12 protein-coding genes are annotated in these 15,337 nt (G+C 67.4%); 1 reads left to right on the top strand and 11 read right to left on the bottom strand.

Annotated elements, in window-relative coordinates:
• Window positions 1-143: 143 nt before the first annotated feature.
• From rodA to UAA55_RS19970, 10 genes are all read right to left on the bottom strand, one after another.
• Window positions 144-1,298 (bottom strand): rod shape-determining protein RodA, encoded by a 1,155-nt coding sequence (rodA, locus tag UAA55_RS20015; protein ID WP_322954900.1) that lies wholly within the window; start codon window positions 1,296-1,298, stop codon window positions 144-146.
• Complete coding sequence (mrdA, locus tag UAA55_RS20010; protein WP_322954899.1) at window positions 1,295-3,244, bottom strand: penicillin-binding protein 2; 1,950 nt, start codon at window positions 3,242-3,244, stop codon at window positions 1,295-1,297. The genes rodA and mrdA overlap by 4 nt, the downstream gene beginning before the upstream one ends.
• A 150-nt stretch (window positions 3,245-3,394) precedes the next feature.
• On the bottom strand, window positions 3,395-3,904 hold the full coding sequence (gene mreD / locus UAA55_RS20005) for a rod shape-determining protein MreD (protein ID WP_322954897.1): 510 nt from the start codon (window positions 3,902-3,904) through the stop codon (window positions 3,395-3,397).
• A 7-nt stretch (window positions 3,905-3,911) separates the two neighbouring features.
• Window positions 3,912-4,790, bottom strand: coding sequence for a rod shape-determining protein MreC (gene mreC / locus UAA55_RS20000; protein WP_322954896.1), 879 nt, complete (start codon window positions 4,788-4,790; stop codon window positions 3,912-3,914).
• A gap of 115 nt (window positions 4,791-4,905) precedes the next feature.
• Complete coding sequence (locus UAA55_RS19995) at window positions 4,906-5,934, bottom strand: rod shape-determining protein (protein WP_322954894.1); 1,029 nt, start codon at window positions 5,932-5,934, stop codon at window positions 4,906-4,908.
• Between the two features lie 334 nt (window positions 5,935-6,268).
• Window positions 6,269-7,825 (bottom strand): 2-isopropylmalate synthase, encoded by a 1,557-nt coding sequence (locus UAA55_RS19990; protein ID WP_322954893.1) that lies wholly within the window; start codon window positions 7,823-7,825, stop codon window positions 6,269-6,271.
• 289 nt (window positions 7,826-8,114) lie between these two features.
• Window positions 8,115-9,134 carry a ketol-acid reductoisomerase gene (gene ilvC / locus UAA55_RS19985; RefSeq protein WP_145613259.1) on the bottom strand — a complete coding sequence of 340 codons (1,020 nt, stop codon included), beginning with the start codon at window positions 9,132-9,134 and terminating at the stop codon, window positions 8,115-8,117.
• 104 nt (window positions 9,135-9,238) lie between these two features.
• Complete coding sequence (gene ilvN, locus UAA55_RS19980) at window positions 9,239-9,769, bottom strand: acetolactate synthase small subunit (protein WP_050898675.1); 531 nt, start codon at window positions 9,767-9,769, stop codon at window positions 9,239-9,241.
• A 55-nt stretch (window positions 9,770-9,824) separates the two neighbouring features.
• Entirely contained in the window at window positions 9,825-11,600 is a 1,776-nt protein-coding gene (locus UAA55_RS19975) for an acetolactate synthase 3 large subunit (RefSeq protein WP_322954890.1), read from the bottom strand.
• 130 nt (window positions 11,601-11,730) lie between these two features.
• Complete coding sequence (locus UAA55_RS19970; RefSeq protein WP_322957727.1) at window positions 11,731-12,471, bottom strand: tRNA (adenosine(37)-N6)-dimethylallyltransferase; 741 nt, start codon at window positions 12,469-12,471, stop codon at window positions 11,731-11,733.
• Between the two features lie 337 nt (window positions 12,472-12,808).
• Here UAA55_RS19970 and serB point away from each other — a divergent pair, with 337 nt between their 5' ends.
• The gene (serB, locus tag UAA55_RS19965; protein ID WP_322954889.1) at window positions 12,809-13,729 is read left to right on the top strand and encodes a phosphoserine phosphatase SerB; all 921 of its coding nucleotides are present in this window, start codon (window positions 12,809-12,811) and stop codon (window positions 13,727-13,729) included.
• A gap of 13 nt (window positions 13,730-13,742) precedes the next feature.
• Here the strand turns inward: serB and UAA55_RS19960 are convergent, their stop codons facing one another.
• The gene (locus UAA55_RS19960; RefSeq protein WP_322954887.1) at window positions 13,743-15,299 is read right to left on the bottom strand and encodes a DegQ family serine endoprotease; all 1,557 of its coding nucleotides are present in this window, start codon (window positions 15,297-15,299) and stop codon (window positions 13,743-13,745) included.
• Window positions 15,300-15,337: the final 38 nt, after the last annotated feature.

Below are 15,337 nucleotides of genomic sequence, written 5' to 3'. Positions count from 1 at the left end.
CGCCGGGCCTTGCGTCCCGGTGAGGGCGGTTTCATACGGCGATAGGCGGCGCTTGTCGACAGAAAAATGCATCGGCGCACCAACATGGCCCCCTTGCAGGAACAAAGGGGCGGAACGGCCCTCCTCCCCTCCCCGTCGCCCTGTCAGAAATCGCTCATGCCGCGCCGGGACATACGGACATCGCGATGCACATGGACGCACAGCAGCAGGCCGAAGCCGATCATGACCGTCAGGGCCGACGACCCGCCATAGGAGATCAGCGGCAGGGGCACGCCCACGACGGGGATCAAGCCCATGACCATGGCGATGTTGATGAACATGTAGAGGAACAGGTTCACCGTCAGGCCCATGGCCACCAGGCGGCCATACTGGTGGCGACAGCGCATGGCGATGACGTAGCCGTAGACCAGCAGCAGGGCGTACATCGCCAGGAACGCCAGCGCCCCCACCATGCCCATCTCCTCCGCCAGCATGGTGAAGATGAAGTCGGTCTGCTTTTCCGGCAGGAAATTCAGGTGGCTTTGCGAGCCCATGAGGAAACCCTTGCCAAACATGCCGCCGGAGCCCAAGGCGATCTTGGACTGCATGATGTGGTAGCCGTGGCCCAAGGGATCATTCTCGGGGTTCAGGAAGGTGTTCACCCGGTTCTTCTGATAGTCGTGCATGAAGTGCCAGATGACCGGGATGGCGGCCAGCACGCTGCCGATGACCAGGGCGAATTTCCAGATCCGCACGCCCACCAACCAGAAGAGGGCACCCGACACCATCAGCAGCATGAGCGAGGTGCCCAGGTTGGGCTGCAGCAGCACCAGGCAGACGGGCGCCACGATCATGACCAGGGCCGGGATCAGGAAGGTGATGCGGCCGGTGTCCTCCAGTGAGGCGCCGTGAAAATAACGCGCCAGCGCCATCACCAGCGTCACCTTCATCAACTCGGACGGCTGCAGCTGCATGAAGCCCAGGTCGATCCAACGCTGCGCGCCCATGCCGACATGGCCCATCACCTCCACCACGATCAGCAGGAGGAAGGCGATGCCGTAGAGGAAGTAGGAGAATTTCAGCCAGAGGCGGATGTCGATCAGCGCCACCACCAGCATCAGCACCAGGCCCACGGCGAAGCGCATGATCTGGCGCGTGGCCCAGGGGTCGAAGTTGCCGTTGGCGGCGGAATAGAGCATGGCGAAGCCGATGCAGGCCACGGCGGTGATCAGCAGCACCAGGCTCCAGCTGATCTGCCCCAGCTTCTCCCCCAGGCTCATGTTGGACTGGGGGTCGAGACCCATGTCGAGGTTGATCATCGCGGGGTTCCTTCCCCCGGCACGGCGGGAGCGGCTGTGACTTGGGTCGGCGCGGACTTGGCCGGGGCCGCGCCGTCGGTCGCCGGAGCGGCGGCGCCGGCATCCGCCTGCTGGGCGCGGGCGGCCTCCATCAGTTGGATTTCCAGCAACAGGTCGCGGGCGATGGGCGCCGCGACCGAGCTGCCGCCCACGCCATGCTCCACGATGATGGCGCAGGCGTAGCGCGGCGCCTGCACCGGCGCGAAGGCGATGAACAGGGCGTTGTCGCGGTCCTTCCACGGCCGCTCGGCCTTCAAGAGGCCCGCGTTGCGCTCCGCCATGGTGATGCGCTTGACCTGGGCGGTGCCAGACTTGCCGCCCATCTCGAACCCCGGCTGGGTGATGCGGGCGGCGTAGGCGGTGCCGCCGGCCGAGGTCACGCCGGCCATGCCGGCGAGGACGCGCTGAATGAATTCCGGCTTCACCCCGATGTCGGGCCAGCTGGTCTGCTCGGCGTATTCCTGCTCCACCGCCTTGGTCAGGTGGGGCTTCACCGCCTTGCCGCCGCTGGCCAGGCGGGCGCACATCACCGCCAGCTGGATGGGGGTGGCGGTGACGTAGCCTTGGCCGATGGCCACGCTTAACGTTTCGCCATCGTACCAATTTTCCTTGTAGGTGCGGCGCTTCCACTTGGTGTCGGGGATGATGCCCGTCTTCTCACCCGGCAGGTCCAGGTCGGTGCGGTCGCCCAGGCCGAAGCGGCGCGCCATGTCGGCGATGCGGTCCACGCCGATGCGCCGCGCCAAGTCATAGAAATAGACGTCGCAGGACATGCGGATGGCGTCGTGCATGTCGACGGAACCGTGGCCGCCCTTCTTGTAGCAATGGAAGGTGTGGCCGCCGAAATCGTAATGTCCCGGGCAGAAGACGCGGTGGGTGGGGTCCACCCCCGCCTCCAGCCCCGCCAGGGCCGTCATGGGCTTGAAGGTGGAACCCGGGGCGTAGTGGCCGGCCACCACCTTGTTGGTCAGGGGCGAGGCCTCGTTCTTGATCAGGCTGTCATCGAGATCCTGCGGGATCCCCATGGCGAACTGGTTGGGGTCGAAGCTGGGATGGGAGGCCAGCGCCAGGATGCCGCCGGTCTGCACGTCCAAGACCACGGCCGCGGCGCTCTCATGCTCCGCCAGGCGCTGCTGGGCGTAGTACTGCAGCTTGGCGTCGATGGTCAGAGTCACCTGGTGGCCCGGCTGGCCGTCGTTGCGGGCCAGTTCGCGCACCACCCGACCCACGGCGTTGACCTCCAGCTGGCTGGTGCCGGCGGTGCCGCGCAGGGCCAGGTCGTGCTTGCGCTCGATGCCGCTCTTGCCGATGCGGAAGCCGGGAAGGGACAGCAGCGGATCGCGGGCGTTCTGCAGCTCCTGCTCCGACACCACGCCGACATAGCCCAGGATGTGCGCCGCCTGCTCCCCGAAGGGGTAGGAGCGCACCTGTCCCACCTCGATGGAGACGCCGGGCAGGTCGGGCAGGTTGACCTCGATGGCCGAGACCTGGTCCCAGGTCAGGTTCTCACGCAAGGTCACGGGCGCGAAGGAACGCAGGCGGTCGACGTCGCGCAGGATGCGGCGGCGGTCGGCGTCGGTCAGCGGCAGCAGCTTGACCACCTTGTCCAACGTCTCATCCACGTCGTCGGTGCGTTCGGACACCAGCACGGCGCGGAAGTTTTGCTCGTTCACCGCCAGGGGCACGCCGCTGCGGTCGACGATGATGCCGCGCGACGGCGCCAGCAGGCGCAGGGAGATGCGGTTGTCCTCGGCCAGCGTGGTGTAATGGTCGCCTTCCAGGACCTGCAGGTAATAGAGGCGCGCGACCAGGGCGGACAAGGCGCCGGCCTTCAACCCGCCCAGCACCAGCGTGCGGCGGTTCATGACGCGCTGGCGCTCGGCGTCCCTATCGATCGCGTTGAACATGGTACCTCTTGCACACCCTCAGACGCCGGGCGCCGGCATCCGCCGGCTTGGCTTCCTCAGTTCAAGAGCGGCATCGCCGCTCTAAAACTTCCGGCGGACCTTTCACATAAATGCCGGGTCGCGTCCTAACAAAATACAAAGGCCGGCAGCTCAGCTCAGCAGGCTGCGGTGCAGCTTGCTGAAGCACCAGGCCGGGACCGGAAACAGCACGACGGCCAGCAGGGCCTGGGCCACCACGTTGCCCGGCCCCACCAGATGCATGGTCATCAAGCTGTAGGCCACCCATTGCACGGCACCGGCGCCGACCGCCACCAGGGCGAAGCCCAGCCACAGGAACCAGAAGGAATTCCCCAGGAAATAGCGCCGCTGCGTCAGCACCAGCCAGTAGCCCAGCACATAGACCAGCGCGCTCATGCCCAGGGGCGACCCGCCCAGCAGATCCTGCAGCACCCCGATGCCGAAGGCCATATAAGGCTTCAGCAGGTCGGGACGGTAGATCGCCCAGTAGTAGATGGCCATCAAGGTGAGGGGCGGCGCCACGAAGGAATAACCGGGCAGCTGCAGCGGCATCATGCTCACCAGCATGGCCGCCACCGTGGTGCTGAAAGGCACCGAGTTCCGTCCGGCCTGGTCCAGCCGCTGCCAAATGCCAACCGCCATGGCGGCGTTACTGCATGGCGCCGGGCTGGGCCGCCTCGGCCGCCAGTCCGCCGGGGATGCCGAAATCGACCAGCTGCACATATTCGATGCGCGACAGGTCGACGATGGGGGTCACCCGCGTTTCCCCGTCATGGGTGGCGGCGACGATACCCACCGGCAGGCCGGCGGGGAACAGGCCACCGTGGCCGGAGGTGAACACCCGCTCGCCCACCGTCGGCTCCACGCCGCGCGGGATGTACATCAGGCGCGGCTGATCGGAGTTGTCACCCGACAGCATGGCGCGCTGGCGGGTGGTTTCCAGCACCACCGGGATGCGGGCGTTCAGGTCGGTGACCAGCAGGATGCGGGACGACCATTCGCCCACCTGCACCACGCGGCCGATGACACCTTGCCCGGCCATGGCGGCCTGGCCACGGCGCACGCCGTCGCGCTGCCCCGCCATCACCACCAGGGTGCGGACGAAGGCGCCGCCGGGATCGGCGATGACGCGGGCGGTGATGTAAGAGGCCGCCGGGTCGGGCTTGTAGGCCAGCAGGCCACGCAGGGAGTTGTTCTCCGCCTCCAGCCTCAGCGCCGTCTGCTGCCACTGGCGCAGGCGCTCGTTATCCTCGCGCAGGCGCTGGTTCTCGGCATAGAGGGCCGTCAGCTGGCGGCCGGATTCCAGCACGCTGGCCACGGCGCCGGCAGGGCGGGCGATGAAGCCCAGGATGGGGGCGAAGGCGTCGGTGACGCGGGCGCGGGCGGCGTCGATGAACACGGGGTCGACGCGCGCCATCATCATCAGCCCGATGGCGGCCAGCACCATGAGCAGAAATGAGAATCGCTGCAGCAGCGCCCGCATGGGTGCTGCGATCCTGAGCGCGGTGCCACCGCTGCGCGTCTTCACAGGCAGTCCCCGTCCCGCTACAGGGGGCCCGGCAATGCATCCGGTTTGGATACGATGCCGGCCCCGTCCCAAAAAAACGTCCCAGGCGCCCATGTGGGCGCTTGGAGACCCTTGGTCAATACATGCTGATCAGCACGTTGCGCAGGGTCTTCATCTCCTCCAGCGCCCGGCCGGTGCCCAGCGCGACGCAGGACAGGGGATCGTCGGCGATCGACACCGGCAGCCCCGTGGCATGGCGCAGGACGAAATCCAGGTTGGAGAGCAGCGCGCCGCCACCGGTCAGCACGATGCCCTTGTCCACGATGTCGGCGGCCAGTTCGGGCGCGGTGTGTTCCAGCGCGACCTTCACCGCCTCGATGATCTGGCTCACCGGCTCCGCCAGGCTTTCGGCGATCTGGCGTTCGCTGATGATGAGTTCCTTGGGCACGCCGTTCATCAGGTCGCGGCCCTTTATCTCCATCACCCGGCCCTCGCCGTCCTCCGGTGGGCAGGCGGAGCCGATCTCCTTCTTGATGCGCTCGGCCGAGCCTTCGCCCACCAGAAGGTTATGGTTGCGGCGGATGTAGCCGATGATGGCCTCATCCATCTTGTCGCCGCCCACGCGGACGGAGCGGGAATAGACGATGCCGCCCAGCGACAGGACGGCCACCTCGGTGGTGCCGCCACCGATGTCCACCACCATGCTGCCCGTGGGCTCGGTCACCGGCAGGCCGGCACCGATGGCGGCGGCCATGGGTTCCTCGATCAAGAAGACGCGGCGGGCGCCGGCGGCCTCGGCCAATTCCTGGATGGCCCGGCGCTCAACGGCGGTGGAACCCGACGGCACGCAGATGATGACCTGCGGGCTGGCGAAGCTGCGGCGGTTGTGCACCTTGCGGATGAAATGCTTGATCATTTCTTCCGCAACTTCGAAGTCGGCGATGACGCCATCGCGCAACGGACGGATGGCCTGAATGTTGCCCGGCGTGCGGCCCAGCATCAGCTTGGCCTCGTCACCGACGGCCAAGACCTGCTTCTTGCCGCGGACGCTCGCAATCGCGACCACGGACGGTTCGTTCAGGACAATACCGCGACCCTTGACGTAGACCAGCGTATTGGCCGTGCCGAGGTCGATCGCCATATCGGCGGAGAAAATGCCAAGCAAGTTCGTAGGACATCGGTTAGTGGGTTGCGGGAGGTGGCCCTGCGCACCGCAGTTTCCCCATGGGAAACGAGCATCGCACCGCCATAGGGGTTGCATAGAACAGAATCGCTAGGCCGCTCAAGCCCTGATGACACCCCACCCGTTATTTTATCGCCGCGGCGCGGAACGCCTGCGAACCAAGGGGACGCCAGGGGGGCGGTTCCGGGACGCCGTGGCACCTTCACCGCTCCCCATACCCGCCCCGGCAACCTGCAAGCGCACAAACGTACAGCCTGCAGCGCCCCGGCCCGGCAGGCGCCCGGGACTCGGGATATGGGCGGTTAACAGGGTTCTCTTAGGCGCTGATGGCCGCCGGCGCGGTCTTCTGCCGCTTCACCAACAGTTTGTTCAGGGCGTGCAGATAGGCGCGGCAGGAGGAGACCAGGGTGTCGGCGTCGGCCCCCTGCCCGTTCACGGTCTTGCCGCCCTCTTCCAGGCGCACGGTCACCTCGGCCTGGGCGTCGGTGCCTGCCGTCACGGCGTGGACCTGGTAAAGTTGCAGCCGGGCCTCGTGCGGGAAGACCTGCTTGATGGCGTTGAACACGGCGTCCACCGGGCCGTTGCCGAAGCTGACCACCGGCGGCACCGGCTCACCCCCCACCGTCACCTCCAGCACCGCGTGCTGCGGCCCGCGCGAGCCCGCCACCACCTGCAGCGAGACGAACTGGATGTGGTCGTGCTGGCGGCCCACCTCGTCATCGATCAGGGCGATGATGTCCTCGTCGAACACGTCCTTCTTACGGTCGGCCAGGTCCTTGAAGCGGCGGAAGGCCTCGTTCACGGCGTTGTCGCCCATATCCTCATAGCCCAGCTCCTTCAGCTTGGCGCGGAAGGCGGCGCGGCCGGAGTGCTTGCCCATCACCAGGGTGGAGCGGTTCAGGCCCACCGATTCCGGGGTCATGATCTCATAGGTGCCGGCGTGCTTCAGCATGCCGTCCTGGTGGATGCCGGATTCATGGGCGAAGGCGTTGGCGCCGACGATGGCCTTGTTGGGCTGCACCACGAAACCGGTGATGGTGGACACCAGGCGCGAGGCGCGGGTGATGGCCTCGGTCTTGATGCCGGTCTTATACGGCAGGTAATCGGCGCGGGTGCGCAGCGCCATCACGATCTCTTCCAGGGCGGCGTTGCCCGCGCGCTCCCCCAGGCCGTTGATGGTGCATTCCACCTGGCGGGCGCCGCCGGCGACGCCGGCCAGGGAGTTGGCCACAGCCAGGCCCAAGTCGTTGTGGCAATGGACGGAGAAGATGGCCTGGTCGCTGTTGGGCGTCTTCTCGCGCACGGCGCGGATCAGCGCGCCGTACTCCTCGGGCACGGCATAACCCACGGTGTCGGGGATGTTGATGGTGGTGGCGCCGGCCTTGATGGCGGTTTCCACGCAGCGGCACAGGAAATCCAGCTCGGTGCGGGAGCCGTCCTCGGCCGACCACTCGACGTCCTCGACATGGTTGCGGGCCAGGGTCACGCTGTCCCAGATGGCCTGGACCACGGCGTCCGGCTCCATCTGCAGCTTGTATTTCATGTGCAGCGGGCTGGTGGAGATGAAGGTGTGGATGCGCTGGCGCGCCGCCCCCTTCAGCGCTTCGGCCGCGCGCTCGATGTCGTTGCGGTGGGCGCGGGCCAGGCCGGCGATGGTGGCGTTGCGCACCACCCGGCCCACCTCCCGCACCGCTTCGAAGTCACCGTTGGAGGCGGCGGGGAACCCCGCCTCGATCACGTCCACGCCCATCTCCTCCAGCGTCTGGGCGATGCGGATCTTCTCCTCCAGGTTCATGGAGGCCCCGGGCGACTGCTCACCGTCGCGCAAGGTGGTGTCGAAGATGATGACGCGGTCGGAGGACGGGTGGGTCATGGCGAAAAATCCTGCGCTGCCGCCGCCGGGTGCGGACGGGACGGATAATGGGACTGACAACAAGCCAAGCCGGATCCGTCTGATCTACGCCGCAATCCGGCCGCTGGCAACGGCGGACAGGCGTTTTGTTGCCGCAGGACAGATCTTGCGGAAACGAATGCGCAAAATATGCTGCACCCGCGAAATGAAAAAGCCGGCGCCCGAGGGTGCCGGCTTAATCTTTTGGAAGGTCCCCTCAGCAGCCGAGTGCGGCCATTCGGCCGCTTGGCTACCGGGTGATAAAACCCGCTTAGTTGCGGCTCTTGTCCACCAGCTTGTTGCTGGCGATCCAGGGCATCATGGCGCGCAGCTTGCCGCCCACTTCCTCGATCGGGTGCTCGGCCTCGCGGCGGCGGGTGGCCTTGAAGCTGGGCAGGCCGGCCTTGTTCTCCAGCATCCAGTCGCGGGTGAAGCGGCCGGACTGGATGTCGTCCAGCACGCGCTTCATCTCGGCCTTGGTCTCGCTGGTGACGATGCGCGGACCGGTCACGTAGTCGCCGTACTCGGCGGTGTTGGAGATGGAGTAGCGCATGTTGGCGATGCCGCCCTCGTAGATCAGGTCCACGATCAGCTTCACCTCGTGCAGGCATTCGAAGTAGGCCATCTCGGGGGCGTAGCCCGCCTCGACCAGGGTCTCGAAGCCGGCCTGGATCAGCTTGGTCAGGCCGCCGCACAGCACGGCCTGCTCACCGAACAGGTCGGTCTCGCACTCTTCCTTGAAGGTGGTCTCGATGATACCCGAGCGGCCGCCGCCCACGGCGGAGGCGTAGGACAGGGCCACTTCCAGGGCGTTGCCCGAGGCGTTCTGGTGCACGGCCACCAGGCAGGGGACGCCGCCGCCCTTCTGGTATTCGCCGCGCACGGTGTGGCCGGGGCCCTTCGGCGCGATCATGAACACGTCCAGATCCGGACGCGGCTCGATCAGGCGGAAGTGCACGTTCAGGCCGTGGCCGAAGGCGATGGCGGCACCCTGGCGCAGGTTGGCGGCCAGCTCGTCGCGGTACAGGTCAGCCTGCAGCTCGTCCGGGGTCAGGATCATGACGACATCGGCCCAGGCGGCGGCCTCGGCCGGGGTGACCACCTTGAAGCCGGCGCCTTCGGCCTTCTTGGTCGTGGCCGAGCCGGCGCGCAGCGCCACCACGATCTCCTTCACCCCGCTGTCGCGCAGGTTCTGGGCGTGGGCGTGGCCCTGGCTGCCGTAACCGATGATGGCAACCTTCTTGCCCTTGATCAGGTTAACGTCGGCGTCACGATCATAATAAACGCGCATGGGTCTCAGCCTTTTGTTGGTTGCGCCCGCCAACCCTTGGGGGCGCGCTCTCATGGATTGTCGCCGTCCCGGTCACCCGGGGAAAGCGGTTTGGAAAAAACGGATCAGATGCCGCCGGGGCCGCGGGACATGGCCACCACGCCGGTGCGCGACACGCCCACCAGGCCCAGTTCCGCCATCAGCCCGATGAAGCGGTCCAGCTCCTCGCCCTGGCCCGTGATCTCGAAGACGAAGCTGGTGATGGTGGCGTCCACCACCCGCGCCTTGAACACGTCGGCCAGGCGCAGGGCCTCCACCCGCTTCTCACCCGTCCCGGCCACCTTGACCAGCGCCGTCTCGCGCTCGACGAAGGGGCCTTCCAGGGTCAGGTCGTGCACCCGGTGCACCGGCACCAGACGGCCCAGCTGCGCCTTGATCTGCTCGATGATCATGGGCGTGCCGCTGGTGACGATGGTGACGCGCGACAGGGTCGCGTCGCGGTCGACCTCCGCCACCGTCAGGCTTTCGATGTTGTAGCCACGGCCCGAGAACAGGCCGATGACACGGGCCAGCACGCCCGGCTCGTTATCCACCAGGATGGAGATGGTGTGGCGCTCGATGGCGGTGCTGGCGAAGGGCGAAGGACGGGCGGTCAAGATGGGCTCCGGTCAGGCGAGGCGGCGAAAGTGGCGGCGATGGGGGCGTTGGCGCTCATACCAGCACCATGCCGTCCTCCGGCGTCGCGTTCTCCACCTTCTCGTCCGGGCCCAGCAGCATTTCGTTGTGGGCGCGGCCGCCGGGGATCATGGGGAAGCAATTTTCCTTCTGGTCGACGCACATGTCGACGATGACCGGGCGCTTCACCTTGATCATCTCGGCGATGACGTCGTCCACCTGGCTGACCTCGGTCGCGCGCAGGCCCACGCCCCCGAAGGCGTCGGCCAGCTTCACGAAGTCGGGCAGCGCCTCGGAATAGCTTTCCGAGTAGCGGCCGCCGTGCAGCAGTTCCTGCCACTGGCGGACCATGCCCATGTACTGGTTGTTCAGGATGAAGACCTTGACCGGCAGGCGATACTGCAGGGCGGTCGCCATCTCCTGGATGTTCATCAGGATGCTGGCCTCGCCCGCCACGTCGATGCACAGGGCGTCGGGGTGGGCCACCTGGGCGCCGATGGCGGCCGGCAGGCCGTAACCCATGGTGCCGAGGCCGCCGGAGGTCATCCAGTGGTTGGGCTTGTCGAAGGGCAGGAACTGCGCCGCCCACATCTGGTGCTGGCCGACCTCGGTCGTGATGAAGACATCGTCCCGGCCGGAGATGGCGGCGCGCAGCCGTTCCAGCGCGTACTGCGGCTTGATGATCTTGGGGGTCTTGTCGTAGCGCAGGCAGTCGCGCGCCCGCCAAAACTCGATCTGCTCCCACCACTCGGCCAGGGCCGCCTTGTCCGGCTGCTTGCCGCGCGCCTTCCAGATGCGGATCATGTCCTCCAGCACATGGGCGGCGTCGCCAATGATGGGCACGTCCACCCGCACGTTCTTGTTGATGCTGGACGGGTCGATGTCGACGTGGATCTTGACCGAGTTGGGCGAGAATTCCGAGACCTTGCCGGTGACGCGGTCGTCGAAACGGGCGCCGATGCAGACCATGACGTCGCAGCCGTGCATGGCCAGGTTGGCCTCGTACGTGCCGTGCATGCCCAGCATGCCCAGCCACTGCTTGTCGGAGGCCGGATAAGCGCCCAGGCCCATCAGGGTGGTGGTGCAGGGATAGCCCGTCATGCGCACGAACTGCGTCAGCAGCTGGCTGGCCACGGGGCCGGCGTTGATGACGCCGCCGCCGACGTAGAAGATGGGCCGCTTGGCCTTGGCCAGCAGGTCGATGGCCTCTTCAACCCGGTTCAGGTCCGGCTTCACCTGCGGGCGATAGCTCTTGGGCATGCTGTCGGCCGGGGAGCGGTAGGTCCCCTCGGCGAACTGCACGTCCTTGGGAATGTCGATGACGACGGGACCCGGGCGGCCGTTCTTGGCCACGTAGAAGGCCTCGTGCAGGGTGCGCGCCAGGTTGTTGACGTCCTTCACCAGGTAGTTGTGCTTGGTGCAGGGACGGGTGATGCCCGTGGTGTCGCATTCCTGGAAGGCGTCGTTGCCGATCAGGTGCGTGGCGACCTGGCCCGACAGGCAGACGATGGGAATGCTGTCCATCAGCGCGTCGGTCAGGCCGGTGACGGCGTTGGTGGCGCCGGGGCCGCTGGTGACCAGCACGACGCCGACCTTGCCCGTGGACCGGGCATAGCCCTCGGCCGCGTGCAGGGCCGCCTGCTCATGGCGGACCAGGATGTGGCGGATGTCGTTCTGCTGAAAAAGCGCGTCGTAGATGGGAAGTACCGCACCGCCCGGATAGCCGAAAATGACCTCCACGCCCTGGTCCCGCAACGCCTTCAGGACGATGTCGGCACCGGTCAGACTGGTCTCGTTCGTGGCAGCACTCATTTCCCAAAAATCCTGGTTTCCAGTCGCCCCGTCAGGCCCGCTCACCGGACCCGCTCGGGAATACCCCTGGCCCCCTTCGCAAACGCGAAAGCCGGGCGGAACGGGACCGTAGACGGAACTGTACCAAGGGTCAACCGGTTTTGCGAATTATCGCAAAGATTTCACCCAACAGACTTTCGATTAATTTCTCATAACCGGTATGCGTCTGGCTGAAACCGGGATCAACGCGGCGGGCCCCCGCCATTTGGTGACGGAACCAGGTGGTCTGCCGCTTGGCGTAATTGCGCGTGTGGCGCTGCGCCAAGGCCACCGCCTCCGCCAGTGATAGCGCGCCGGAAAGGTGCGCCGCCAGTTCCGGCACGCCCAGCGCCTTCATGGCCGGCAGGTCGGGATCGAGGCCCAGATCCAGCAAGGCCCGCACCTCATCCAGCGCCCTCCGTTCCATCATGGCCAGGAAGCGCGCGTCGCCATTGGCGTAGAGCCGATCGCGCGGCGGATCGACGACGATGGTGTGGAAGGCGAGGTCGGCCGGCGCCGTGGACTCCGCCGCCCGCTGCCACTCCCCCAGGGTGCGGCCGGTGCCCACCACCACCTCCCACGCCCGCACCAGGCGCTGGGTGTCGCCGGGGACCAGCCGGGCCGCCGCTTCCGGGTCCTTGGCCGCCAAATCCCGGTGGAAGGCGGGGCCGCCCAGTTCCGCATGCAGGGCCTTGGCCCGGTCCCGCACCGCCTCGTCGATGGCGGGGATGTCGGCGATGCCGCTCATCAGGGTGCGCAGGTAGAGGCCGGTGCCGCCCACCAGGATGGGCCGCTCGGCCGCCCGCACCTCCGCCAGCGCCAGGTCGCGCCAGGCCGCCGCCGACATGCGCACCGAGGGCGGCACGGTGCCGTAAAGGCGGTGCGGCGCCTGTGACAGATCGTCCTGGACCGGGCTGGGCGGTCAGCAGGGCCAGGCCCCGGTACACCTGCATGCTGTCGGCGTTGATGACCGTGCCGCCCAGGCGCACCGCCAGGTCCAGGGCCAGGCGCGACTTGCCCGAGGCGGTGGGGCCGCCAATCACCACAACGAGCTTGGGTTCATTTGTTACGAAATCCGGGCCCGCAACAGTGCTGATCGCAGGGGCCGGATGCCCGACTGCGTCTTGCCTGCCGCCTCCGCCCCCCGTATCAAGACCGGCGGAAGCCCCTTCAAACCCTTCGGACATGCCATGACCCATGTGGTGACCCTGATCGCCGGCGCCCCCCTGACAGAGGCGGAGGCCACGGCGGCGACGCTGGACGATAGCATGGTCCGCGCGGCGCGTGCCGCCCTGCAGGCGCTGGGGGCGGAAACCAGCACGCCCGATTGGCTGGCCCCGGGCCGCGCCTGCGACATCGCCTTCGCCGGCTTGCATCCCGACCAGGCCCAAGCGGCCTGCGCCCAGGCCCTGCTGGGCCAGCCGGTGGACGCCATCACGCAGGAAGCGGCCGGCCGGCGCAAGGCCGTGCTGGTGGCCGACATGGAGTCGACCATCATCCACCAGGAGATGCTGGACGAGCTGGGCGCCCTGATTGGCCGGCGCGACACCATCGCCGAGATCACCCGCCGCGCCATGAATGGCGAAATCGACTTCAAGGGCGCGTTGCGCGAGCGCGTGGCCCTGCTGGCCGGCATGGACGCGACGGTGATCGAGGAACTGAAGGGCATCGTCACCCTGATGCCGGGGGCCAAGTCCCTGGTCGCCACCATGCGCAAGCACGGCGCCTATTGCGCCCTGGTTTCGGGCGGCTTCAAGCCCTTCACCGCCCATGTCCGTGCCCTGCTGGGCTTTGACGAGGACCAGGCCAACGACCTGATCATTCAGGAAGGCAAGCTGACCGGCCAGCCGCTGGAACCCATCCTGGACAAGGATTCCAAGGCCGCCGCCCTGACCCGCATCTGCACCCGGCGGCGCGTGGCCCTGACGGCCGCCGTCACGGTGGGCGACGGCGCCAACGACCTGCCCATGCTGCTGGCGGCCGGCCTGGGCATCGCCTTCCACGCCAAACCGTCGGTGGCGGCGGCGGCGCGGGCCAAGGTGGACCACGGCGACCTGACCGCCCTGCTGTACGCCCAGGGCTATCGTGAGGCGGAGATCGTGGCCGGCTGAATCCTGGCGCGGCTTATTCCAGCGGCAGGGCCACGAACAGCAGGTCGCCGGCGCGTTCCACCAGCAGCAGCACCGCCTTCTGGCCGTTGTCCTTGGCCTTGGCCACGCGGGTGGCGACGTCGTTGGGCGTGCTGACCTCTTCCTGGCCCACCTCCACGATCAGGTCGCCGGCCTTGATCTCGCGCTTGGCGGCCGGGCTGTTGGGGGCGACACGCACCACGGCCACGCCCTGGGCGTCGTCGCGCACGCTGAACTTCTGCCGGATCTTGGGGCTGAGCGCGTCCAAGGTCAGGCCGACGCTGTCGATGGTGCCCTCGGCCTCGGCCGGCCCGGTGCTGGTGGCGGCCACGGCGGCCCCGCCCTCGGTGTCCTCCTTCAGCTCGCCCAGTGACACCGTCACGTTCAGCTTGCCGCCCTTGCGTAGCACCACCAGGGCCGCCTTGTGGCCCACCGGCTCCTCCGCCACGATGCGAGGCAGCATGCGGCCGTTGGTGACGCCCTTGCCGTCGATGCTGACGATGACGTCACCCTGTTTCAGGCCGGCCTGTTCGCCGGGGCCGCCGGGGCTGACCACCGCCACCAGGGCACCGCGCTGCTGCTTCAGGTTCAGGGTGTCGGCGATATCGGGCGTCACGTCCTGGATCTGCACGCCCAGCCAGCCGCGCCGCACCTTGCCGGTCTCGCGCAGCTGCTGCACCACGTTCTTGATCACCACCGCCGGAATGGCGAAGCCGATGCCGACCGACCCGGCCTCCCCATCGTTGGCCTGGGGGGAGAAGATGGCGGTGTTCATGCCGATGACCTCGCCATTGAGGTTGATCAGCGGGCCACCGGAATTGCCCAGGTTGATGGAGGCGTCGGTCTGCAGGAAATCGTCGTACTTGCCGGCGCCGATGTCGCGGCCGCGGGCGGAGATGATGCCCGCCGTCACCGTGCCGCCCAGGCCGAAGGGGTTGCCGATGGCCACCACCCAGTCGCCCACCTTCAGGATGTCGCTGTTGCCCCACACCATGGCCGGCAACTTGGTCGACGGCTCCACCTTCAACAGCGCGATGTCGGTGGCCTTGTCGGTGCCGACCAGCGTCGCCTTCATCTGGGTGTCGTCCTGCAGGCGCACCGTGATCTCGTCCGCCCCCTCGATGACGTGGTTGTTGGTCACCACATAGCCGGACGCGTCGATGATGAAGCCGGAGCCCAGCGAGGTGGCGGCACCCTTGTCATCCCCGCCGCCCTGGTCGTTCTCCTTCTGCCGCTGCTGATAGTCGCGGAAGAAGTCGCCGAAGGGGGAGCCGGGCGGGAACTCCGGCATGGGCAGCTGGCTCTGCTTCTTGTTCTTCACCGTCTGGGTGGTGGAGATGTTCACCACCGCCGGCAGCATCTTTTCCACCAGGGGGGCGAAGCTGTGGGGCGGCGGTTCGGCGCGGGCCGGCGCCGGGTCGCCGCAGGCCGTGGGCAGCAGCAGGACGCCCAACACCATCAGCGACCGGCGCAGGGCCGGGAACCGGCGGAGCCCTTCCTTCTTGGGAGAGGAAGCCGTCGGCGAAGATGCTGTGAAGGCGGAAGACGTCACTGTGGGGCCACTCCAGGCAGGGGGACGCCTTGAGAATG

Source organism: Nitrospirillum guanabarense (assembly GCF_034653355.1).
In the GTDB taxonomy this organism is placed as follows: domain Bacteria; phylum Pseudomonadota; class Alphaproteobacteria; order Azospirillales; family Azospirillaceae; genus Nitrospirillum.
This window is presented reverse-complemented; position numbering and strand designations above follow the sequence as displayed.

What these genes read in the sequence shown, in the direction of transcription:
- mrdA (WP_322954899.1), bottom strand. Translation starts at nt 3,244, where the DNA reads ATGTTCAACGCGATCGATAGGGACGCCGAGCGCCAGCGCGTCATGAAC.
- ilvC (WP_145613259.1), bottom strand. Translation starts at nt 9,134, where the DNA reads ATGCGCGTTTATTATGATCGTGACGCCGACGTTAACCTGATCAAGGGC.
- serB (WP_322954889.1), top strand. Translation starts at nt 12,809, where the DNA reads ATGACCCATGTGGTGACCCTGATCGCCGGCGCCCCCCTGACAGAGGCG.
- rodA (WP_322954900.1), bottom strand. Translation starts at nt 1,298, where the DNA reads ATGATCAACCTCGACATGGGTCTCGACCCCCAGTCCAACATGAGCCTG.
- mreD (WP_322954897.1), bottom strand. Translation starts at nt 3,904, where the DNA reads ATGGCGGTTGGCATTTGGCAGCGGCTGGACCAGGCCGGACGGAACTCG.
- UAA55_RS19975 (WP_322954890.1), bottom strand. Translation starts at nt 11,600, where the DNA reads ATGAGTGCTGCCACGAACGAGACCAGTCTGACCGGTGCCGACATCGTC.
- UAA55_RS19990 (WP_322954893.1), bottom strand. Translation starts at nt 7,825, where the DNA reads ATGACCCACCCGTCCTCCGACCGCGTCATCATCTTCGACACCACCTTG.